The following is a 22533-nucleotide window of genomic DNA, read 5'->3' on the forward strand; positions in this document are numbered from 1 at the left end:
GCGGGCGTGGTAGCAGGGCACTCAAGTCTGGTTCACCATTGGAATACTCGTGGATACGCACCCCTCGACCGTGATGCAAACGCCGTTCGAGCACGATATGGCCGAGCGTCTCGTCGCGGCCCTGCAGCTCGAGGTGGCCGCCGAGGCCATCGATCCCGAAGCGCCTCTTTTCGGCGACGGTCTGGGTCTCGACTCGATCGATGCTCTGGAAGTGGCGCTCATGGTCGGCCGCGATTTCGGAATCATGCTCCGTTCGGACGACCCTGACAACAAGCGGATCTTCAGCTCCCTTCGCGCGCTCAGCGCCTATGTTCAGGCAGGGCAAGAGGCCGGGTGATGAACGCCGGCCCATCCATGGCTTCGGCCGTGGATCATGATCTCGACTTCCGGCTCGTCCATGATCCTGATCGCGCCGTGTTCCACACGGCCGATGGCCCGCTGACCGGCCGGCAGCTGCTGAAGGCGGCCCATGCAACGGCCGCTGCATTGCCCGACACGCCGATCGTGCCGCTGTGCAACAGTGTTCACGGCTTCACCGTGCTGTTTCTGGCTGCGATCCTGCGCGGTCATCCGGTCCTGCTGTCCAGCGACAGGACGCCCGCGCGGTTCCTGGCGCTAGCCCGGGCCCACGATGCGACGTGCGTCGGCTTCGAGGACGACCAGGGCACGGATCAGGCCGTCGACGGTGCCCTGATCCTGCCGAGGACGGATGGCGCTGGTGCCGAATGCGCCGATGATCCTGAGATTCCTGCCGACCGGCTGGTCGCTGTCGTCTTCACGTCCGGCAGCACGGGCGCGCCGGTTGCACATGAGAAGCGCTGGGGCGCGCTTGTCGCACGCAGCATCGCCGCGCGTGTGCTGCTCGATCCGGAGACCGCGCCTGCGACCGCGATCGGCACCGTGCCTCCCTATCATATGTACGGGTTCGAGACACTCGTCCTGCAGGCGCTGCATACGCGCGGCGCCACGGCCGTCGGTCCGGCATTCTATCCGGCGGACTGGCAGGCGCGGCTTGCCTCGGCACCTGCGCCCCGCCTTCTGGTCACGACGCCGTTGCAGTTGCGCAGCCTCATTCGCGCGGGCCTCGTCCTTCCGGCGACTGCCCGTGTGGTCTCCGCGGCAGCGCCTCTGGACGAGGCGCTGGCGCGCGAGGCAGAGAGCGCGCTGAATGCGCCGGTGATGGAGATCTATGGTGCGACCGAAATCGGATCGGTCGCCCTGCGGCGTACGATCGAGGGTGCACGCTGGCAGCTCTACGATGGCGTCATGTTGGACGCGACAGGGGAGACCGCGACGATTGCAGCACCCGGCGCGCCCGCATATCCGCTCTCGGATGTCGTCGAAGCCGATGGCGCGGGCGGCTTTCGCCTGCTTGGACGCCTGAGCGACATGGTGAAGCTCGGCGGCAAGCGTGCGTCGCTTGCGGCACTGAACGGGGCGCTTCTGGCGATACCGGGCGTCGAGGACGGCGCGTTTCTGCCGCCGCCGGAAGACGGACCAGGTGCGCGCATGCAGGTCTTCGCATCCGTGAAAGGCGTCGCCGCGCAGGAGGTCCTGCAGGGGCTGCGCGCCGTCGTCGAGCCGGCATTCCTGCCGCGCGCCGTGCGGATCGTGGATGTGTTGCCCCGCAATGCGGTGGGCAAGCTGACGATGCAGGCCCTGCGGGAGCTGGCAGAAGCGTCGTCCGAGCGGTTCATCGGTGATTTCGTCGTGGCCGGTGATCATGCAGCGCTTCCGGGGCATTTCCCCGGACTGCCGGTCGTGCCGGGTGTGATGCTGCTCGATGCCGCTATGACGCTCGCAGGCGTGAAGCCTCCGGCGCGGATCGATCTCGTCAAGTTTGTCCGTCCCGTAGGGTCGGACATGCAGGTCAGGTTCTTTCTGAAGGATGATGGCGACAAGCTGCGACTGACCGGGCGGCAGGACGATGCGATCGTCCTGCGCGCCGTCATCTCCAGATGAGAGGATCGGCCGGACGGGACGCGACATGGGTTCTTCCTGAACTCGGCAACCAGTCTGCGATGGCCGTGCTCGTGGCACTCGCCCAACGTCTGGGGCGCAGGCGACTGTCACGGCTGATCTGGCCCGTGTCGCTCTACTACCTGCTGACGCACCGGACGGCGCGCCGAGGTTCGCGCGCCTATCTGCGGCGTGTGTTTGGACGCTCGCCGACCTGGATCGAGAGCCTGCGCCATATCCAGGCATTCGCGCTCGTCATTCTCGATCGCGTCTATTTCCTGGGCAAGCCCAATGCGGCGCCATTGACGCGCGTGTCGGGCGGCAAAGCCATTCTGGATGCACTGTCCGAGGGGCGCGGCTGTATCCTGATTGGCGCGCATATCGGATCCTTCGAGGCTCTGCGCGCTGTGGGCCGGGACGTGCGGATCCGCATGCGGATCCTGATGTATCGCGCGATCGTAGGCGGTGCGACGCGTCGTCTCGAGGCACTCGATCCGGGATACGAGGACGCGATCATCCCAATCGGCGAGCCGGACACGATGCTGCGTGTCGCCGAAGCCCTGCGGCGGAACGAGGTCGTCGGCATGCTGGGCGACAGGGCGCCCGACATCGGCCGATACCTGCAGCGAGAACTTCTGGGCGGGGCAGTTGACCTGCCGGAAGGGCCTTTGCGGCTTGCGGCAGTGACGGGAGCGCCCGTCGTGCTGTTTCGCGCACTCCGCCTTCGGGACGGAACCTATGACGTGCGGTTCGAACCGCTGGGCATTTCGCCCGACACGGTGACGCCCCGTCGCGCCTTTGTAGATGCCGGGCTGGATCGTTACGTGGCCTGGATGGAGAACCTGTGCCGTCGCAATCCGTTCTCGTGGTTCAATTTCTACGACTTCTGGAAAGAACTGCCGTGAGATCGCCCATTGTCCTGCTGCTCGCAACGCTCGCACTGCAGGACGCGCATGCTGCCACTTCCGTCGGCAACTCGAGTGCTTTGGGCGACGAGATCATGGCCCGGCTCGGACAGGTGCCGCAGCGTCAGCAGACATTCCACGAAACGCGCGAGATCCGGGCGCTGACCGCACCGTTGCGGAGTCAGGGCGTGCTGCTGTTCCGTCGACCCGACTACATCGAGAAGAAGACATTGGCACCGCGGCCGGAAGATCTGGTCGTCAACGGAAGCACCATCTCGATCACGCGCGGCACGGCGCCGGCACGGCTGGTCGATGCGGCCCACAACCCCGGGCTTGCGCTGCTAGTGGCGACATTGCGCGGACCGCTCGAAGGCGATGCGGCGCTGCTGAAGCAATATTACAGGCTCGATGCGGCGGGCGATCTTGGCTCATGGACGCTGACACTGACACCTGCGCGGCCCGAAGTGGCCCGGTTCGTGCAGTCGGTCACGATGGTCGGGCATAACAACGCGATCGCGTCCGTCCGCGTCGTGCAGGCCAACGGCGACGTGCAGACGACGACGATCGACCCTTGAGGCCACGAGTTCGGGACCCGAGGCAGCTCGGCCTCGCGCTGGCGGCCTCGGTCGCACTGGCGCTTCTGGTCTTTCGACTGATCCCGCTGCGGCTCGACATGGCAGGATTCCTGCCGTCCGGGCACGACGTCGCGACACGCTTCCTGTTGCGCGAGGTCCGCAGCGGCATTGCCGGGACGGTCCTGTCGGTGGGCATCGACGGCGCGGACGACGCCGAACTGGCAAGACTGAGCCGGGCGTTGCAGGCCTCCCTTGTGCGTGACGCGCGCTTCGCCGCCGTCCTGAACGGATCGATCGCACCGGACGACAGCGCAGCCATACGGGATCTGTATTTCCCCCGCCGCTACCTTCTGGCTCCCGACGGTCCGGCGCATGATTTCAGTGCGCCCGCACTGGATGCGGATTTCAGTCGCGCGCTTGACACGCTCGGATCTTCGGCCGAGCCCGTGCTGCAGGACATCGTCCTGCGTGATCCGACCGATGCGTTCCTGCGCACCATGCAGGGCCTCCAGCCCGATACGCACGCGCGTCTCGAGGACGGTGTCTGGTTCGCGCCCGATCAGCATCGCGCGCTGCTTCTGATCCGGACGCGCGCATCCGGTATGGACATCGCAGGCCAGAAAAGCGCGCAGGATGGCATCCGGGCTGCCTTCGCAGCCGCTCATCCCGGACATGCGCGGCTGGTGCTCAGCGGGCCGGCGGCCTTCGCGGTCGAAAGTGCCGCCGGCATGCGGCACGACATCGAACTGATGTCGGTGTTTTCCACCCTGTTCGTCATCGGGGTGCTCTACTGGCGGTTCCGCTCGCTCTGGGTTCTGGCGGCGATCGGCGTGCCGTTCCTGCTGTCGCTGTCTGTCGCGATGGTCGTGGTCCGGCTGGTGTTCGGGTACGTCCACGGAATCGCCTTCGGCTTCGGCATGACGATGCTTGGCGTCGCGCTGGATTATCCGGTGCTGCTGATCGGCCATCGGGATGCGGGAGAGGCACCTCAGGCGACGTTGCGCCGCATTGCAGCCAGCCTGCGCCTTGCCGTGCTGACGGCAACGCTTGGACTGTCAGGCATGATGCTGTGCGGCCTGCCCGGGCTGGAGCAACTCGGCGTCTTCGCGGCGGCAGGGCTTCTGACGGCCGCACTCGTCACGCTGCATCTGATGCCGCGCCTGATCGTGGCGGCCGATCTGGCACCGTCTGTCAGCGGGCCATCCACGCTGCTTGCCCGCGCCGAGCGATGGCGTCACGCCCGCGCAGTCTGCGTGCTGCCGGTCGCGGCGGCCCTTGTGATTCTCTGGCATCGTCCGCCTGTGCCTGACACGGACGTGTCCTCACTGAGCCCGATCCCGGCCGCGGCGCGCGCACAGGATGTCGCCCTGCGCCGCGAACTTGGGGCACCCGATCCGTCGCTTGTAATCGCGGTCCGCGGCACCAGCGCGCAGGAAGTGCTGGAGCGGGAGGAAGCACTGATCCCGGTGTTCGATCGTCTCCGGGCGAAGGGCGCCGTCTCCGGTTTTGAAGATGCCGCGCAGTTCTCGCCCTCGATCGCGCGCCAGCACGCCCGTGCGTTGGCGTTGCCCGACAGCGCCGCCCTGCGCGCCTCGGTCCGCACTGCGTTGGCCGGTCTGCCGTTCCAGCCGGATGCGTTCGACGGGTTCATGGCCGATGTCGAAGCCTCGCGCCGGCAAAGCCCTCTCCAGCCAGCGGATCTGGCGCATACGCCACTGGGCGCGGCAATAGCGCCCTTGCTGTTCCAGCGTGCCGATGGCTGGTGGGGACTGGTTCTGCCGGAAGCGGTGCGAGATCGGACCGCCATTATGGCAGCGTTCGCGGGACACCCGGACGCAATGGCCATTGATCTGCATGACGCCGTCAATGGTCTGACGGCCCATCACACGGGGCTTGCCCTGCGCTGGATGGCGGCAGGCGCAGGCCTGGCGTTGGCTGTCCTGACGATCGGTCTGCGGGATGTGCGCCGGATCGCGCGCGTGCTGGCGGCGGTAGGTGCGGCGATGATCGTGCTGCTGGCCATGCTCGATCTGCGCGCAGCCCCGCTGTCGCTCATCCATCTGGTCTCGATCCAGTTCGTGCTCGGCGTCGGGCTGGATTATGCCCTGTTCCTTGCAAGGCCCCAGCTCGATGGCCATGAACGGGCCCGCACCATGCGCACGCTTCTGACCTGCAACGTCATGACCATCCTGACCTTCGGCCTGCTCGGCTTCTGCCAGTCGGCCCTGTTGCAGGAAATCGGCACGACGGTCGCAGGCGGCGTCGCGCTCGCCATGCTGTTCGGCTTTCTGCTTGCTGGACAATTGCCGGACCGTACGACAACAAACGGCCGATGACCCCTCTCGTGATTTCCGCCGGCACCGCGATCAGTGCCGCGGGTGCCGGTATCGATGCCTTGCGGGCCGCGCTGCAATCACGACGCTCCGGGCTGACTCCTTGTGACTTCGCCGGATTGGCGACCGGCTTCGTCGGGCGTGTCGAGGGCGTCGAGGCGCATGCCCTGCCGGACGCGCTGGCCCGCTTCGACTGCCGGAACAACAGGCTGGCCGACATGGCGCTGCGCCTCGACGGATTTGCCGGTGCCGTGACACAGGCTGCATCCTTCTATGGGCCTGCGCGCATCGGCGTGGTCGTCGGCACCTCGACATCCGGCATCCTGAGTGCCGAAGACGCCTGCCTGGCGCACGACCGCGAAACCGGTGCCCTGCCGGCGGACTTCGACCAGTCCCATACGCAGGACCTGTTTTCGCTGCCGCGTTACGTCGCGGCCGCACTGGATCTGGGCGGCCCGCTGCTGACGGTCTCGAACGCCTGTGCGTCGTCGTCACGCGCCTTCGTGGACGCGCGCTACTGGATCGAGACAGGTCTGTGCGATGCCGTCGTGGTCGGCGGTGCGGACAGTCTGTGCCGGATGACGCTGCTCGGGTTCGCGTCGCTGGGCCTGGTCGCGCCGACCGCGACGAGACCCTGCGATGCAGATCGGCAGGGGATCTCGATCGGAGAAGGAGCAGGCTTCGCCCTGCTTGAGCGCGAAGGTGCGCGCGATGCCCGTACCGCGGCCGGTATCTTCGCGCGTTTTCTCGGCTATGGCGCCAGTAGCGACGGGCATCATATGTCGTCGCCCGATCCTGAAGGACGCGGCGCCGCCGTGGCGATGCAGGCGGCGCTTGAGAGGGCCGGCCTAGCGCCGGAAGACATCGGTTATATCAATCTCCACGGCACGGGCACGCTCGTGAACGACGCCATGGAGGATACCGCCGTGGCCGCCGTGTTCGGCACCGCCGTGCCATGTTCATCGACCAAGGGCTGGACGGGGCACACGCTGGGTGCGTCCGGCATTGTCGAGACGATGATCGCAGCGATCGTCCTGCGGGACGGGCTCCTGCCGGGCTGCCTGAACGTGACCTCCATTGATCCGGCGTTCCGGTCGCGCGTCCTGGATCGCAACGTGAAGAAATCGGTGCGACACGTCATGAGCAACGCGTTCGGCTTCGGCGGCACGAATTGCAGCCTGATCTTCGGAGCGGCGCCATGAAGATCGGCGTGCGGGGCCTTGGGCTCTGGGGACCGGGGCTTGCCGGGTGGAAACAGGGGCAGGCCGTTCTGCGTGGCAATGTTCCGTTGGCCGACGCCGAATTGCCCCCGCCGGCGCCCGCATGTCTGCCGCCGAACGAGCGACGCCGCTGCGGTCCCGTGACACGGCTGGCGCTTGCGGCGGCGGCAGAGGCCTGCGTCCATGCCGACATGGACCCGGCGGAACTCGCATCGGTGTTCGCGACCTCCAACGGCGACGGGCCCGTCGTCAATGCAATCCTGTCCGCCATCGTCGCCGGCGCCGGCGAAGTATCGCCGACCCAGTTTCACAACTCGGTCCACAATGCCGCAGCGGGCTACTGGACGATCGGTCACGGCTCGATCGCACCGGCAACCGCCCTGGGATGTTACGACTGGTCGTTCGCGCAAGGCCTCATGAGAGCTGCGGCCGAAGCCGTGATCGAGAAACGGCCGGTCCTGTTCGTGGCCTATGACCAGCCCATTCCGGGCCCGATCGGGACAGTTCGCATCACGCGAAGCGCATTTGCCTGCGCACTGGTGCTCGACCCGGACGGGGCGGGGCACATGCAGCTCGATCTGCAGTATGGGGCGGGCAGGATGGATGACGATACACTTGAGATCGACCGACTGAACGACATGGCACATTTCAATCCGGCCGCGCGGAGCCTGCCGCTTCTCGCGGCCATCGCGCGCGGAGATGCGACACAGGTGCGCCTGACCTGTCGGCCCGGGCATCTGACGGTGCGCCTGTCATGACGCTGGATCGGCAGGCCATCCTGCGTCTCATCCCGCATCAGGGGGCGAGCTGCCTGATCGATGCGTGCCCCGAATGGGATGCACAGACGCTCGTCGCCACGACCCGGGCGCATCTGCTGTCCGACAATCCATTGCGTCAGCACGGCCGGCTCGGGCCGATCGTCGGAGCGGAAATGGCAATGCAGGCTGCGGCCCTGCATGGGGCGTTGACGGCACCGCATGGCGGGCCGCCGGGCTATCTCGCCGGCCTGCGCGATCTCGATCTGGCCTGCGAGCGCCTCGATGAGCCCGCATATGAAACGCTGCGGATCGAGGTTTTCCGCGAACAGGCCGATCAGGCCGGCCTGATCTATCGCTTCACGGTCTCGACGGAGGCCGGCACGCGTTTCGTGAGCGGACGGGGCACGGTGATGCTGCGCGCTTCGGGCACCCTGTCATGAAGCGCGCTCTGGTGACGGGCGGGGCAAGCCCGATCGGTGCTGCGATCTGCCGCAAGCTGGCGTCTGATGGATTGCATGTGATCGTCCATGCGCATGCCTCACGGACGCGGGCAGAGGCGCTGGTAGCCGAGTTGCAGGCGCAGGGCGCGTCCGCTGAGGCGCTCGGCTGCGACCTGTCCGATATCGCGGCGACCGGCTCTGCCATGCAGTCGCTTCTGGCGGACGGCGTGCCGCAGGTCGTCGTGCACAACGCCGGAACGCATGACGACGTCACCATGGCCGGGATGAGCGCGTCGCAATGGCGTGATGTTCTCTCTGTCTCGCTCGACGGATTCTATGCCGTGGTGCAGCCGCTTCTCCTCCCGATGACCCGCACGCGATGGGGACGCATCGTCGTGCTGTCGTCAGTCGCGGCTCAACTCGGCAATCGTGGGCAGGTCAATTATGCCGCTGCAAAAGCCGGGCTCGAAGGCGCTGCACGGTCATTGTCGCGCGAAGTGGCAAGCCGGGGTATCACGGTCAATGCGGTGGCGCCCGGCATCATCGCGTCGCCGGCGACCGATACGATCATCTCGGCGGAGCAGATCGCAGGCATGGTGCCCGCACGTCGTGCAGGACAGCCCGATGAAGTCGCGGATCTGGTCGCCTTCCTGGCATCGGAACGGTCGGCCTATATCACGGGTCAGACAATTGGAATCAACGGCGGCATGGCATGAGCATTTCGGAAACCACGCGGGAATGCGACGTGCTGGTGATCGGCGGCGGTCCGGCCGGCAGCACGGCGGCGACACTGCTGGCACGACGCGGGGTTGATGTCGTGCTGCTCGAAAAGGAGCAGCATCCGCGCTTTCACATCGGCGAATCCCTGCTGCCGTGCAGCCTGCCGTTCCTGCGCGAGCTGGGCGTGCTCGATGAGGTCCAGCGGATGGGCGTCCACAAGCCGGGAGCCGAGTTCGTGGCGGATACGGGGGAAGGGGCTCTGGCCTTTCCGTTCCGCCATGCCATCGGCGCGCGGGACGATCATGCCTATCAGGTGCGACGCGCTGATTTCGATGCGCTGCTGTTCCGTAACGCGGCCGCCAATGGCGCCGAGACCCGGGAAGACAGGCGGGTCATCGAGGCGCGCATCGTGCCGGAAGGACGCTCGATCCTGATGGCCCGGGACAGCTCGGGTACCATGCACCATTATGCGGCGCGGTTCGTGCTGGATGCGTCCGGACGGGACGGTTTCCTTGCGCATCGTCTGGGCCGGCGCATATCCGACCGGAACAATTCGACGGCCGCGGTCTATGGTCACTTCCGCAACGTGCCGCGGCGCGCCGGCGATATGGGCGGCTATATCTCCGTCCATCTTGTCGAGGACGGCTGGTTCTGGATGATTCCGCTGCCGGACGATGTCATGAGCGTCGGCTTCGTCGGTAACCGCAGCGCGTTTGTTGAGCGGGGCGGGAGCTTCGCCGATCTGTTCTGGCGCAAGGTCGCCGGCAGCGCGAGCGTTTCGGAACGGATGACGCGGGCCGAGCCGCTTGCGCCGCTCGCGACGACCGGGAACTACTCCTATCGTGCCGAGAAATCCTGGGGCGCGGGCTATTACCTGATCGGCGATGCCTACGCTTTTCTCGATCCGGTGTTCTCGTCCGGCGTGCTGCTGGCCATGAAAAGCGCGCGTCGCGGCGCAGTCGTTGCCCGGGCGTGGCTGCGTGATGCGGAGGCGGGGGCGCGAGCGGCGCGTCTGGCGGAGCGTCGGACACGGCGCGAGATGCGGCGGATTTCATGGCTGATCTACCGGATCAACACGCCCGACCTGCGCGAGCTCTTCATGCATCCGCGCAATTTCCTGCGGATGCGCGATGCGATCATAGCGCTTCTGGCGGGAGATTTCGAAGCCGGCCCGCGCGTGCGCGTGCCCATGGCGCTGTTCAGGGGCGTGTTTGGCCTGAAGCAGTGGCGTCGGCGCCGTTCAGCGCTGTGAGACCCCGCGCAACGACGGCCTGCTCGCGTTCGAGCCATGCGTAATATGCGCTGTAGAATCGCGAGAAATCAGCAGGCTCCCGCTTGAGCCACCAGTGCAGCGGGCGTCTGCAGCGTGCAATTGCTGCGTATGTCGCCTGATACCAGCGCAGGTTTGTCGCAAGGTCATGGTTACGCGCATCGTTCAGATCGCGCGTGAAGGCGCGAGGGTAATGCCCGAACACGGGATCGTCGTAGAAAATGAGAGACAGTTTCGTGCGATAGACATCATTGGGCGTATGGACGGGGGCTGAGTCCACCAGAACACCGGGCTCCTGCGGCAGCCAGCCGTCCGCCAGCAAGGTCTCCCGCGTCAGTCTGTCATGATAGAGACCGTCGAGATCGCCGGGATCATGGCTCTGCTCGCGATCCAGCAGATTGACCAGCTCGTTTTTCGGGACGGGAAAGCTCAGGGCCGCCGAGACGATGAACTGATTGATCGGCCACGGTTTCCAGAAGCCCGTGGCGGCGATCGCATTGTGGTTGAGATGGCTGCAATTGTCCTGCAGCACGTTGGAATCGAAAACCCGCTGCCCGGACCGGTACACCGCGTTGCGGGCGTTCAGGAAATCGATGGTGCGCGTCATCTGCGCGCTCGTGACCGGCAGCCGGGCACAATACCGGGCGCGGCCGAAGGCGACGGCATAGTCCGTGCCGATCGACACCTCGTATTTCCAGTCATCGCGTGGAACACCGGCGGGGCGATCCGCGACCGCCCAGTCATGAAAGCCGATGGCCGAGTAAAGACCGCGCCGCCGGGCTTCGGCTTTCGTCGCGAGATAGTCCGTGCGTGTCAGCGCGCCGTCATGTGAAAGGATTCCGTCGAAGAAGAAGTCACGATCGGACACCCCGACCCAGTTCGCATTGGTGAAATGGGCATTCATGCTGACACCGGTGCCACGACCGCTGCAATGCCTCAGGACAGGATAGCCGGAGGAGCGATCGAGGCAGGCTCCTTGCAGGAACAGCACGGCATGGCCGCCCGGTCCTCCCGCGATGTCCGCACCGAAGCCCGGCTTCTTCGCGATCTGCGATACCGCGCACAACTCGATGTAGTCAGGAAACAGGGCATCATAGGTTGCGGAAGGAGAGATGGCGCCGGGCACGCGGAAATCGGGTGGTGCACACGCCGACAGGCAGATGGCCAGGGTAAGTGCGGGCAGCAGGCCCTTGGGCGATGCATTTCGTCTGGCTGGCCGGTCGCGTCTCATTCCGGACCGGTTCTGAAGGCAAATTGCCTGACATGGCAACCCATGCCCGCCTCATGGCTTCATCAGCTTTCATGGGATCCGTCGCACACACGTGCGCGCTCCGATGGCGTATTGATATTGTCGAGCCGTCCCGGATCTGCAGGCACGATCAGGCGTGTGTCGGTCGCCAGCATGGCGCGGCGGGGGCCAAAATGTCCCTCTGCCGCGAGGTCCTGCAGCCGGCGCAACGCGGCCGGCTCCCAGATCGCACAGAACGGTTCCGGCCGCCCGTCATGAGGACTCTGGTAAGCGGTCACTGAAGACTGATGGTCGCGAGCGGCTACCAGCGCCGCAAGGGTCGCCGCATCCAGACGGGGCATGTCGCAGGCCACCACGAGCAAGGCGACATCCGCGAAGGCCCTGTGCGCCGCAAGCAGGCCGGCGGCCGGCCCGGCATCGGCCAGCGTATCGATGATCTGCGGATAGGCGGCGCGGAGCGGATCGTCGGCCTGCTCCCGTCGAACCGAGATGAACGCGTGATCGACGACGGATATCAGCGCGTCGTAAGCACGTGCCAGTTGAGGGCGACCAAGATAAGTCAGGGCCGCCTTGTCAGCGCCCATTCGCAGGCTTGCTCCGCCTGCGAGCACCAGGCCGTAAAGCGGCCCGTCAGCCGCCAATATAATGCATCTCGATCTTGGCGTCGGCCGCACCCGCGCGCTGTGCCGCACGGTCCTCGCTGTAGCGATCGTCGCGTTTCCGCCAGATCCGGCCCAAGGCCTCGCGAAGGCGCGCATCATCGGAGGTTTCGCGCAGGAGTACGCGCAGATCCGTGCCGGCAGTTGCGAACAGGCATGTATAGAGCTGGCCTTCGGATGACAGGCGCGCGCGCGAGCAGTCGCCACAGAACGGCGCGCTGACGGAGGAGATGAACCCGATCTCGCCTGCGCCGTCGCGATAGCGCCAGCGCCGTGCGACCTCGCCGCGATAGGCCGGCGAAAGCGCTTCCAGAGGCCAGCGTGCATCAATCATGGCGAGCAGTTCCCGCGAGGGTACGACCTCGTCACGCTGCCAGCCATTGCGGTTGCCGACATCCATGTATTCGATGAACCGGACGATGATCCCGGTGTTGCGGAAATAGTCGAGCAGATCGAGCACGCCTGCATCGTTCATGTCGCGCTGCACGACGGCATTGATCTTGATCCCGCCGGGAAAATTCACTGCGCGGGCGGCTTCTATGCCCGTCAGCACCTGTGCGAGCTGTGCGCGACCACCGCTCATGCGCGCGAAAACCGCGGGATCGAGGCTGTCCAGACTGACCGTCATGCGGTGCAGGCCGGCCGCGCGCAGTGTTTCGGCATGACGGTCAAGCAGCACCCCGTTGGTCGTCAGCGCGACATCTTCGATCCCCGGGATGAGAACCAGCTCGGCCACGAGATCCGGCAGGTTGGGGCGAAGGAGCGGCTCGCCACCGGTCAGGCGCAGCTTGGTCACCCCCAGATCTGCGGCCACCCGTGCAACCCGGATGATTTCCGCGAAATTCAGCCGTTCCTTCGGCTCCAGAAACCGGAAATTCTCGTGATAGGTTGATTCCGGCATGCAGTAGGGGCAGCGGAAGTTGCAACGGTCCATGACCGAAATCCGCAGATCCCGCAGCGGGCGGCCGAACCGGTCAGGAAGTGTTGCGTCACCAGCCATGAAACACCGCGTGTGTGCCGGGCGGAGCGCGCTCCCCCTTCGGCAGTTCGACGAACCCGTGGGTCGTCGCCAGATGATTGAAGTCACCCGATGTAGGCATGGGCAGGGGATGCGCCAAGGCCTGCCCGGCCTGATCGTGGTGCACACGCACCGGCACGAAGCGCGCAAGCGTCGGGATGAGCGCGACTTCGGCGTCCAGCCTGACCGTGAACCGCTCCTTCGCCAGCAGACCCTGCGCCGAGAGCAGGGCTGGAACGACATAACGGACGCAGCAGGTCAGGGCCGAGACCGGATTGCCGGGAAGAGCGAACACGCGCTGGCCTCGTGGTCCGACGCCGAACCACATAGGCTTGCCGGGGCGCTGGGCGATCTTGTGAAAAATGCGCGTCACGCCCAGGGCTTCCATCGCGCGCGGAACATAGTCGAACGTGCCCATCGAGACGCCGCCGCTCAGGACCAGCACATCGCAGCGATCGAGCAGCGCGCCGAGTGTCGCAACAGTCGCGTCCAGATCATCCACGATCCGGTCGAAGCTGACGTCGTCGAAACCGCGTGCCCGCAATGCACCGGCGATCGCATGGTCGTTCGAGGCGCGGATCTCCCATTCGCGAACCGGCGCATCGACGGCCACCAGTTCGTCTCCCGTTGAGACGATGCCGATCCGGGGCACCTTCGCGACCTCGACGTTGGCGCACCCGTTTCCGGCGAGCACGGCCAGCGCCGGGGCATTCAGACGAAGCCCGGGGTCCAGAAGCCGCGCACCCTGCTGACAGTCGATGCCGCGCCTGTGGATGAACTGCCCGGCTTCCATGACATAGCCGTCTTCCAGCGTCACCGTATCGCCATTGCGGATCAGGCGCTCGACAGGGATGACGGCGTCGGCTCCTTCAGGCAGAACCGCGCCGGTAGTGACCTCCAGACATGCATCATCCCGGTCCAGCCGCTGCGCCGGCATGCCGGCACGCTGGGCGCCGAGGACCTGAAAAACGCGTCCTTCACCATGCCGAACGGCGATGCCGTCCATCATCACGCGGTCGTAGGGTGGCAGTGCCCGCTCGGCATCGACCGCCTGCCGGAGGATGCGTCCCGCAGCAGCCACCAGCGGGATGTTTTCAGTCCCGAAATTGCCGACATGGCGTTCGATCAGGTCGACTGCCTCGCTGACTTCCAGCATCAGCCTGCGTCCGTGCTGGCGCGACACAGTCCGAATTCCTTCATGGCCGGCACGAAATTCTCGTTCTCGTGCTTCGACCGGGCAAGCTTGATAAGGGCAAAGCGTTGCAAGGGAAGCAACGATGCCCACTGCGCGGCGGTGGGAGGAGCGATCAGATCGGCTTGAGCTTGCAGCGTCACGGCATCAGGCATCCGATCGGAACGCTGCCAGTCGTCATGTGTTTCCTCGGGCAGGAAACGCACTGGCTCCTCGCTGCGTGCCTCGATCAGCGCCAGGACGCGCGTGCGGTAGGTCTCGCGTTCCGAGGGCGTCGAACAGGCGAGATCGGTGAGGGCAACGCGGTCCTCGTGCGTAAAGCGGCTCCACTGCCGAAGCGTGAGCTTGATGCCGCACAGGTCGAGCTTCATGCGCACGATCATCGGGATGCAGCGCAGCGAACCTGCGAAATCGCTTTCAAAGTCAAACAGCATCGCTGCTTTCGCGTCCTCTCAATCCATGACGATCCGTTCGGCGCCGCCGAATAGGACCTGTCCATCGGGCCGTGCGATCGCCAGGACCGTCTGTCCGGTTTCCGCCGCGACACGCAGTGCGCGCGCTGTCGGTGCCGAAATGGCGACGACAACCGCCATGCCCGCGATGGCGGTTTTTTCGGCCATCTCGAACGAATAGCGGCTCGTCAGCACGCAGAAGCCGTCCGTGAAACCGGCGCCGGTTCGTAACCGCGCGCCGATCAGCTTGTCGAGCGCGTTGTGTCGCCCGACGTCTTCCCGCACAAGCTCGATCCGCCCCATCTGACTAGCCCATGCGGCCGCGTGGACCATATGGGTGCGGGCATTCAGGGACTGATGCTCTGCCAGGTCATCCAGTGCGCGCCGCACGGCTCCAAGCCTCACGCGCACATCGGCCGCAACCTGCGGCAGGGCGTGTTCCCGCGCCTCGATCCGGTCCACGCCACAGATGCCGCAGCCGGTACGGCCCGTCATGGCCCGTCGGCCGCGCTGCATCAGGCGGCTCAGATCGGCACCGTCGATACGGACGTGAAGCTCGACCCCGTCCTCTGCCGGCCGAACCGATACGTCCCGAATGCTGTCCGGCGTCATGACGATCCGCTCGGTCAGGGCAAAACCACGTGCAAAATCTTCAAGATCGCATGGGGACGCCATCATGACGGCGTAGGGATAGAGTTCGTTGAAGACGATATTGACCGGAATTTCTTCAGCGATATCCCGCGTCGCCGCCTCTGCCGGGCATCCGGTGCGGATGCGCGTGCAGGGGACGGCGGTGAACGCTGCCGGAGCCGTCATGCGACCTCGGCAGCGGCCTTTGCCACGATACGAACCGGAATGGACTTGGCTGCCGGTGTTCCGCTGATCTCGTCGAAATGCCCGAGCGGGAGCAAGGGATTGAGTTCAGGATAGTATCCCGCGAGCGCGCCGCGGGGCATCGGATAGTCGATGACGGTCAGGCCATCCACACGTCGGGAAATGCCATCCTCGGAGATCGTCTCCAGCGAGATGACCTCCTTTTCCGCAAGCCCGCGTTCCGCACGCTCCGACGCATTCATGAACAGCACCATGCGGTCGTTGTACACGCCGCGATAACGATCGCTGTTGCTGTAGATCGTCGTGTTGAACTGGTCGTGGGACCGGATGGTGGACAGCCGGAACATGCCCGGTTCCGTTACGTCATCGTCGACGAGGAGCCCCTGGAACAGCAGGAAATTCGCCTTGCCGTTCGGCGTGCGCCACTCGCGCCTGCGCGGCGGCACATCGAGGTGGAAGCCTTTCGGATCTTTGATCTTCTCCGCGAAATCCTTGTAGATCCCCGGATAGACGTCCGCGATCCGATCGCGGATCAGCCCGTAATCGCCGATGTAGTCTTCCCAGGGGATGGTGCTGTCGGGCAGCGAGGCCCGTGCGATGCGGCAGACGATTTCGATCTCCGAACGCAGATCGTCGCTCGCGGGCGCCAGAATGCCCTTGGATGCCGTCACGTTCGACATGGCATCCTCAATCGTGATGAACTGCTCGCCGGATTTCTGGCGGTCGATTTCCGACCGCGCGATGACAGGCAGGATCAGGGCTTCGCGTCCATGCACGACATGGCCGCGATTGAGCTTCGTCGCGATGCCGACCGTCAGATCGAGACGCCGCATCGCCTCATAGGCAAGCTCGGTCTCGGAAATGGCACGCACGAAATTTCCGCCCAAGCCGATGAACACCTTGGCGTGACCATCGATCATGGCTTGCAAGGCTTCGATCGCGTGATGGCCATGCTCGCGCGGCGGCTCGAAGCCGAAGACATCGCGCACCTGGTCGAGATAGGCGGCCGTCGGTTTTTCGTCGATGCCGACCGTGCGATCGCCCTGCACATTGGAATGGCCGCGGATCGGCGCGATACCCGCACCTTGCTTGCCGAAATTCCCCTTCAGCATCAGGAAGTTCGCGAGCTGCTGGATCATGCGCGCGCCCTGCTGGTGCTGGGTGATGCCCATGCCGTAGCAGACGATCGTCGCCCTGGATCGTGCGTAGATATCGGCGACGCGGCGGATCTGTTCTTCGCCGATCCCCGAAATCCGTGTGATCTCGGCCCAGTCCTGGCTCACGACGTCCGCGCGAACGGCATCGAAGCCCGAGGTATGCTGGGCGATGAACTCGTGATCGAGAATCGCCTCGCCTGCGTCCTGACGTTCGAACAGGACCTTCATCACGCCCTTGATGAAGGCGAGGTCACCACCGATCCGGATATGCACGAACTCGCTCGCGATCGCGGTCGAGCCGAAGGTCGCCATCTGGATCGGGTCCTGCGGCTCGGTGAACCGGATCAGCGCCCGCTCGGGCATCGGATTGACGACGACGATCGGCACGCCTTTCTTCCGCGCGTGCACCAGATTGGACATCATCCGCGGCGAGTTGGTGCCCGTGTTCTGACCGATGACGAAGATCGCCTCCGCATGGTCGAAATCGGACATGACGATCGTGCCCTTGCCCATGCCGACAGAGGCGGGCAGCCCGCGGCTGGTCGGCTCGTGACACATGTTCGAGCAATCGGGAAAATTGTTCGTGCCATAGGCGCGCACGAAGATCGAATAAAGGAACGCGGCCTCGTTGGACGTGCGTCCGGACGTATAGAATTCGGCCCTGTTCGGATCGTCGAGCGCACGCAGATGCCGGCCGATCGTCTCGTAGGCATCGTCCCAGGAAATCGGCACGTAGTGATCGGTTGCCGCATCATAACGCATCGGCTCGGTCAGGCGGCCCTGTTCCTCGAGCCAGTAGTCGCTCTGTTCGGACAGTGAAGACACGGTGTGCGTTGCGAAGAACTCCCGGGTCACGCGTTTCTTCGTCGCTTCGACGGCCAGCGCCTTGGCGCCGTTCTCGCAGAATTCGAGCGTCTTTTCCCGATCGGGATCCGGGAAGGCACAGCTCGGGCATTTGAAGCCGCCCGGCTTGTTCATCGAGAGGAGGGCGCGCGATCCCTTGCCGACCACGCTCTGCTCAAGCAGCACCTTGGCGGTCGCCTTCGCGGCGCCCCAGCCGCCGGCGGGGTGGGTATAGGTTTCGTAGCGCGGCGTCTCTTCGGCCATGATGGCGTGCCTTTTCGTTCTTGCGCGTTCCGGATCAGGCCGCGCGTGCTGCGGGGTCCTGATTCGAGATCGGTGCACTGCGGTATGTGGCGTAGAGTGCGCCCCCGGTGAAGACAAAACCGCCAACGAGGTTCCCCAGCGTCACCGGGATTTCGTTCCAGAGCCACCAGTCCGCAAGGCTGACATGCGCGCCGAGCATCATTCCGGCCGGAATCGCGAACATGTTCACGACGCTGTGTTCATACCCCTGGCTGACGAAGATCATGATCGGCAACCAGCATCCGGCGATCTTGCCGATGGTTGAGGTCGATGCCAGCCCTACGACGGAGCCGAGTGCTACCATCCAGTTGCACAGGATGGCCTTGACGAACACCGTCAGCATGCCTGCCGCGCCGAACGCCTCATAGGCGGTCGTTTTCGAGACAGCGAGGGCACGCAGCTTGTCGGCCAGCGGGCCGCCTGCTGCATGGCCGCAATCGGTAATCGCGATCCAGAACAGGACCGCATAGATCAGGCTGCCGATCAGGTTGCCGACAAAGACCAGTCCCCAGTTCCGGAACACGGCACCCGCACTGATCCGCCCGGCCAGCGCGCCCAGCGGCATCATGCCGAAATTGCCGGTCAGCAGCTCCATGCCCAGAAGGATGATGAGGGCAAAACCCGCGGGGAACAGCACGGCGCCGGCAATGAACTGTCCCGTCTGGGCAGCGACGAGAAACGCCATGGTGGTGACGAAGGCGAGATAGGCACCGGCCAGCATGGCCCGGATCAGAACGTCCCGCGCGGGCAGGGCCGCCTTGAGGGCGGAGGCGTCGATCATGTTGCTGACGATGGTGGCCGGCTTGACGTAATCCGACACGAAGACACTCCCGGGACGATCGCTCCGGCACGAGAATTGTGTCGGATTGTTCGACTTATCCGGCAAGCCCCGTCACCTGACAAGAGCAGGGAAACCGATCCTGTACCAAGGTATGAGGATGCCGGGAAAAGGAAGATCCTGTATGGCCTGCAATGGGTTATCGCCACCTTCGAAGGGGTTGCGCGACATGGATCGGACGGGGGCATTCAGGGCGGCCACGGCACTGTGTCTGGGCGCCGTGATCCTGGTGGTGAACACCGTGACACCGCTGCACGATGCGGTCGCCGTGCTTTACGTGCTGGTGGTTCTCGTGATCGCGGATGCCTGTGGCAGCCGCACGATCCTCATGACGGGCGCCATCTGCGCAGGGCTGTCGATCGCGTCGTTCGTGATCAAGCACCATGGAGAAGCCTTCGGGGGCGCGGATATCCGGCTGGCCGTCAGTCTGGTCGCGATCGGCGTCGCGACGACGATGTCGCGTCGGGCGCGGCTTGCGCGGGCGGCGTTGTCGGAGCAGGCGACATGGCTCGCCATCATGCACGATACCGTGATCATTCGCGATCATAATGGTGTGATCCTCGACTGGAACGAGGGTGCTGCACGCCTTTACGGATGGACTCGCGCCGACGCGATCGGGCAGCGCGAGCGGGCTCTGTTGCAGACCGATTATCGGGCAGGCGGTGACCCGCCGTCACTTCTGCCGGGAGAGCGCTGGTCGGGGGAGATCACACGCATCCGTCGGGACGGTCGTCCGATCGTGCTGTCCAGTCGATGGCTGGGCCGCGTGGACGAGGACGGGCGGTCGGCCGGCATCATCGAGATCAGCGCGGATCTGACCGAACAACGCCGTGCCCAGCAGGCCCGCGCGCGTTCGGAGAAGCGATATGCCGCGATCTTCGCAGGCGCGGGCGTGGCTATTTTCGAGGTCGTGGCCGATGATTACGCCACGATCTTCATCCGCGAAGCCAATGGTGCCGCCGCCCGCCTGCTGGATGCAGGCGATGTCGCGACCCTGGCCGGCATGGATCTGGCAGGGCACCTGTCACTCGACGACCGGGTGGCCCTGAGCCAGGCCCGCCTTCGCGTATCCGCCGGTGGCGAGACGGTGGAGCTGCCGGCGCATCTGTGCACATGCAATGACGACTGGCGTGACGTCATCCTGACACTGAGTGCCGGAGCCGAGGCGGGCGTCCTGCTGATCACGGCGCTCGATGTGACGGAACGCACGCGTGCGCTGCAACGTATCGAGCGGATGCAGACCGATCTCGCCCATGCCGCGCGGATTTCCGCGCTCGGCCAGATGACGGCGACCATCGCGCATGAAATCAATCAGCCGCTTCAGGCCGCCGTGACGTTTGCCCGTTCGGGCCAGCGCTGGCTGGCCCGAACCCCGGCCGATCTCGGCGAAGTCGCGCATTGTCTGGACCGGATCGTCAGGACCGGGGAGCGTGCAGGAGAGGTCATCGCCCGTGTGCGTGCCATGAGCCGAAACGAACCGCCGATGATGACGGTGCTCGATCCAGGTGATCTGGTGCAGGAAGCTTTGGAAATGCTGTCGGGCGAACTGCGCCGCAATGTCATACGCGTTCGCACTGACATAGCACTCGGGCATGCGGCAATCATGGCGGACCGCGTCCAGATGCAGCAGGTTCTGGTGAACGTCATGCTCAACGCCGTGCAGGCCATGACTGCCGCGCCGGACCGCGAACTGGCGCTGACGTTGCAGACGAGGGGAGACGACGGAATCGTTCTGATCATCGACGACACGGGGCCGGGATTCGATCCTGACACCCGCGCGCAGATGTTCGCGCCGTTCATCAGCGCGCGGCCCGGCGGCGTCGGGATCGGCCTGTCCCTGAGCCGTTCCATCATGGTGGCGCATGGCGGGCAGATAGCGATCGACAATCGTGACGAGGGCGGTGCGCGCGTCAGCCTTGTCTGGCCCCGCTCATGACGGCGCGCGTGCATATTCTCGACGATGACGCGGATGTTCGGGATGCCTTGGACAGCCTCCTGCGCGCGGAGGCGTTCGAGGTCATGCTGCATGACACGCACGAGGCATTTCTGGATGCTTATGACGAGGCCCGGAACTGCTGCCTGCTTCTGGATGTCAGACTGGGCGATGTCGACGGGCTGGACGTGCAGGCAGCACTGCCCGGCAGGGGGATCGACGTCCCGGTCATCGTGATGACCGGGCATGGCGACGTGCCGATGGCCGTGCGGGGGATGAAGGCCGGCGCCATCGATTTTCTCAGCAAGCCGTTTCCCGATGACGCGCTTCTGGGGGCGATCGACCGGGCACTGGCGCGAGACTGCGCCCGGCTGGCCGCTTCGGCCGAACGGACGGCGCTTCAGGGACGCTACGCGCTGCTGACGCCGCGCGAGCGCGAGGTCGCCGGGCTGGTGGTGGCAGGGTTGATGAACAAGCAGATCGCAGGACGCCTCGGCCTGGAACTTGTCACGGTCAAGATCCACCGGGGGCAGGCCATGCGCAAGATGGAGGCGCAGTCGCTTGCGGATCTGGTGCGCATGCTCGAGCGGCTCGGTGTCCGCGCGACCGGCATCAGCCGATACGGCGCGGACTGATCGTCCAGGCGGGAGCCAATATCAGGCCGGCATGAATTCCGGCTGATCGGTCCGGAATTTCGCGATGACGGATGGATCGAGATTGAGGGTCTGGCGCACCATTTCCGGCGGAATATGCGTCAGCCACTGGTTGAGGGAGATTTCGGCGAAGCGGTCTGACTTGAAGACCGTAATCACCTGCATGTCTTCATTGCCGGTATTCTCGACGTAATGGCCGAGGCTTTTCTTGATGTACCAGACATCGCCTGCCTTGAAGTCGGCCGTCGTCGCCTTCGGCCCGGTATTGAAGACCGTCACGCGTCCCTGACCTTTCAGCACCATTGCCCATTCGTCGGCATTCGGATGCCAGTGCATCTCGCGCAAACCGCCCGGATGAATGGTCTCGAGCGCTGCCGCGACCGTCTTCGAAATCGGGAAGTTCGAGCTGTCGGCCACGTGAACCGTGCCGCCCTTCGTCGAACGTACGGGCTTCGAGCGCGACAGGCGGAAAATCACTTTTTCCGCGCCCGGCACGACACGGGCGGCCTGCTGGTCGGCGGAGAGAGCAGGCGGGATGTCACCCTGGAAGATCCAGAGGTTGTCCAGCGGGATGTTCTTGAACGAATCTGCCGGAACACCGAAATTCTTCTCCAGAACCTCAGGCGGCGTATGCGCGAGCCAGTCGGTCACGAGCAGCGTATTGAATTCGGACGAGCGGCCGTTGTCGAACGCCAGAATGAATTCCGCGCCGTCGGGTCCGAGACCCTGGAGGGAATGGGGCAGGCCGGGGGGGAAATACCACAGATCACCGGCCTGAACGTCTTCCACGGTCGGACGGCCCTGCTCGTCGAGCGTCGTGATCCGGCAGTTGCCGGTGATCATGAGCGCCCATTCGGCCTGCTGATGCCAGTGCATTTCACGGACGCCGCCAGCACTCAGGCGCATGTTCACGCCCGAGATATCCTCGGAGATGGCAAAATCGTCCTGGGTGACCTCGCGCGCCCAGCCGCCATTCTGAATGCGCTTGTGTGCGTTGTTGAACGAGGCCCAGAACAGCGCCATGCCGTTGATGTCAGTCGCCGGAGGATTCTGGAAATCCGGAAACTGCGATGCGAGGGCCGGGTTCTTCGGACCGGGGTCGGACAGGCTCGACGCGTTGCGCGCGTTGACTGCCCCCTCGGGGGGGCGATCGGGGTTACCGAAGGTCGCGGCATGCGCCGCACCCGCCAGCCCGACAAGGCTCGCCGCAGACAAGAAACCG

Annotated in this window: 21 protein-coding genes; 12 read left to right on the forward strand and 9 right to left on the reverse strand. The window is 65.2% G+C overall.

The features are described from left to right. Positions 1 to 49: 49 nt before the first annotated feature. The 10 genes from B8446_RS06820 to B8446_RS06865 are packed head-to-tail and all read left to right on the forward strand — an operon-like array spanning position 50 to position 10162. Positions 50 to 337, forward strand: a complete 288-nt coding sequence (locus B8446_RS06820) for a phosphopantetheine-binding protein (protein WP_276325075.1) — start codon at positions 50 to 52, stop codon at positions 335 to 337. Beyond that, complete coding sequence (locus B8446_RS06825) at positions 337 to 1962, forward strand: AMP-binding protein (RefSeq protein WP_084712143.1); 1626 nt, start codon at positions 337 to 339, stop codon at positions 1960 to 1962. The genes B8446_RS06820 and B8446_RS06825 overlap by 1 nt, the downstream gene beginning before the upstream one ends. Beyond that, a complete protein-coding gene (locus tag B8446_RS06830; protein WP_048848595.1) occupies positions 1959 to 2864 on the forward strand; it encodes a hypothetical protein in 906 nt (301 codons plus the stop codon). The genes B8446_RS06825 and B8446_RS06830 overlap by 4 nt, the downstream gene beginning before the upstream one ends. Next, positions 2861 to 3439 (forward strand): LolA-related protein, encoded by a 579-nt coding sequence (locus tag B8446_RS06835; protein ID WP_048848597.1) that lies wholly within the window; start codon positions 2861 to 2863, stop codon positions 3437 to 3439. The genes B8446_RS06830 and B8446_RS06835 overlap by 4 nt, the downstream gene beginning before the upstream one ends. Next, positions 3436 to 5775 (forward strand): MMPL family transporter, encoded by a 2340-nt coding sequence (locus tag B8446_RS06840; protein WP_048848599.1) that lies wholly within the window; start codon positions 3436 to 3438, stop codon positions 5773 to 5775. The genes B8446_RS06835 and B8446_RS06840 overlap by 4 nt, the downstream gene beginning before the upstream one ends. Next, on the forward strand, positions 5772 to 6974 hold the full coding sequence (locus B8446_RS06845) for a beta-ketoacyl-[acyl-carrier-protein] synthase family protein (RefSeq protein ID WP_048848601.1): 1203 nt from the start codon (positions 5772 to 5774) through the stop codon (positions 6972 to 6974). The genes B8446_RS06840 and B8446_RS06845 overlap by 4 nt, the downstream gene beginning before the upstream one ends. Then, complete coding sequence (locus B8446_RS06850) at positions 6971 to 7750, forward strand: beta-ketoacyl synthase chain length factor (RefSeq protein ID WP_053053744.1); 780 nt, start codon at positions 6971 to 6973, stop codon at positions 7748 to 7750. The genes B8446_RS06845 and B8446_RS06850 overlap by 4 nt, the downstream gene beginning before the upstream one ends. Then, positions 7747 to 8190 carry a phosphotransferase gene (locus tag B8446_RS06855; RefSeq protein WP_048848603.1) on the forward strand — a complete coding sequence of 148 codons (444 nt, stop codon included), beginning with the start codon at positions 7747 to 7749 and terminating at the stop codon, positions 8188 to 8190. The genes B8446_RS06850 and B8446_RS06855 overlap by 4 nt, the downstream gene beginning before the upstream one ends. Then, positions 8187 to 8906: a 3-oxoacyl-ACP reductase FabG gene (fabG, locus tag B8446_RS06860; protein ID WP_048848604.1), complete on the forward strand. Its 720-nt coding sequence runs from the start codon at positions 8187 to 8189 to the stop codon at positions 8904 to 8906. Before B8446_RS06855 ends, fabG begins: the two co-directional genes overlap by 4 nt. Then, positions 8903 to 10162, forward strand: coding sequence for an FAD-dependent oxidoreductase (locus tag B8446_RS06865; RefSeq protein WP_048848605.1), 1260 nt, complete (start codon positions 8903 to 8905; stop codon positions 10160 to 10162). The genes fabG and B8446_RS06865 overlap by 4 nt, the downstream gene beginning before the upstream one ends. Here the strand turns inward: B8446_RS06865 and B8446_RS06870 are convergent. The 8 genes from B8446_RS06870 to B8446_RS06900 all read right to left on the reverse strand — a co-directional run bounded on the left by B8446_RS06870 (position 10110) and on the right by B8446_RS06900 (position 18773). Next, positions 10110 to 11411 carry a hypothetical protein gene (locus tag B8446_RS06870; protein WP_048848607.1) on the reverse strand — a complete coding sequence of 434 codons (1302 nt, stop codon included), beginning with the start codon at positions 11409 to 11411 and terminating at the stop codon, positions 10110 to 10112. The two genes, B8446_RS06865 and B8446_RS06870, sit on opposite strands and share 53 nt — an antisense overlap. 62 nt (positions 11412 to 11473) lie before the next feature. Next, on the reverse strand, positions 11474 to 12070 hold the full coding sequence (locus B8446_RS06875) for an NTP transferase domain-containing protein (RefSeq protein ID WP_241767672.1): 597 nt from the start codon (positions 12068 to 12070) through the stop codon (positions 11474 to 11476). Beyond that, on the reverse strand, positions 12060 to 13088 hold the full coding sequence (gene moaA, locus B8446_RS06880; protein WP_241767673.1) for a GTP 3',8-cyclase MoaA: 1029 nt from the start codon (positions 13086 to 13088) through the stop codon (positions 12060 to 12062). Before moaA ends, B8446_RS06875 begins: the two co-directional genes overlap by 11 nt. Then, a complete protein-coding gene (locus B8446_RS16550) occupies positions 13078 to 14289 on the reverse strand; it encodes a molybdopterin molybdotransferase MoeA (protein ID WP_084712146.1) in 1212 nt (403 codons plus the stop codon). The genes moaA and B8446_RS16550 overlap by 11 nt, the downstream gene beginning before the upstream one ends. Further along, positions 14262 to 14732 (reverse strand): nitrate reductase associated protein, encoded by a 471-nt coding sequence (locus tag B8446_RS16010; RefSeq protein ID WP_048848611.1) that lies wholly within the window; start codon positions 14730 to 14732, stop codon positions 14262 to 14264. Before B8446_RS16010 ends, B8446_RS16550 begins: the two co-directional genes overlap by 28 nt. Before the next feature lie 18 nt (positions 14733 to 14750). Then, positions 14751 to 15566 (reverse strand): formate dehydrogenase accessory sulfurtransferase FdhD, encoded by an 816-nt coding sequence (fdhD, locus tag B8446_RS16015; protein WP_048848613.1) that lies wholly within the window; start codon positions 15564 to 15566, stop codon positions 14751 to 14753. Then, entirely contained in the window at positions 15563 to 17848 is a 2286-nt protein-coding gene (locus tag B8446_RS06895) for an FdhF/YdeP family oxidoreductase (RefSeq protein ID WP_048848615.1), read from the reverse strand. Before B8446_RS06895 ends, fdhD begins: the two co-directional genes overlap by 4 nt. 34 nt (positions 17849 to 17882) lie before the next feature. Next, positions 17883 to 18773 carry a formate/nitrite transporter family protein gene (locus tag B8446_RS06900; RefSeq protein ID WP_199484061.1) on the reverse strand — a complete coding sequence of 297 codons (891 nt, stop codon included), beginning with the start codon at positions 18771 to 18773 and terminating at the stop codon, positions 17883 to 17885. Positions 18774 to 18894: 121 nt separating this feature from the next. On the opposite strand from B8446_RS06900, the gene B8446_RS06905 reads away from it, so the two are divergent. Further along, positions 18895 to 20661: a PAS domain-containing sensor histidine kinase gene (locus B8446_RS06905; RefSeq protein WP_048848616.1), complete on the forward strand. Its 1767-nt coding sequence runs from the start codon at positions 18895 to 18897 to the stop codon at positions 20659 to 20661. Beyond that, positions 20658 to 21293 (forward strand): response regulator transcription factor, encoded by a 636-nt coding sequence (locus B8446_RS06910; RefSeq protein ID WP_048848617.1) that lies wholly within the window; start codon positions 20658 to 20660, stop codon positions 21291 to 21293. Before B8446_RS06905 ends, B8446_RS06910 begins: the two co-directional genes overlap by 4 nt. 21 nt (positions 21294 to 21314) lie before the next feature. On the opposite strand, the gene B8446_RS06915 is transcribed toward B8446_RS06910, so the two are convergent. Then, entirely contained in the window at positions 21315 to 22526 is a 1212-nt protein-coding gene (locus tag B8446_RS06915; RefSeq protein ID WP_241767674.1) for a cupin domain-containing protein, read from the reverse strand. Positions 22527 to 22533: the final 7 nt, after the last annotated feature.

The sequence above is a fragment of the Tanticharoenia sakaeratensis NBRC 103193 genome (assembly GCF_000963885.1).
Lineage (GTDB): Bacteria > Pseudomonadota > Alphaproteobacteria > Acetobacterales > Acetobacteraceae > Tanticharoenia > Tanticharoenia sakaeratensis.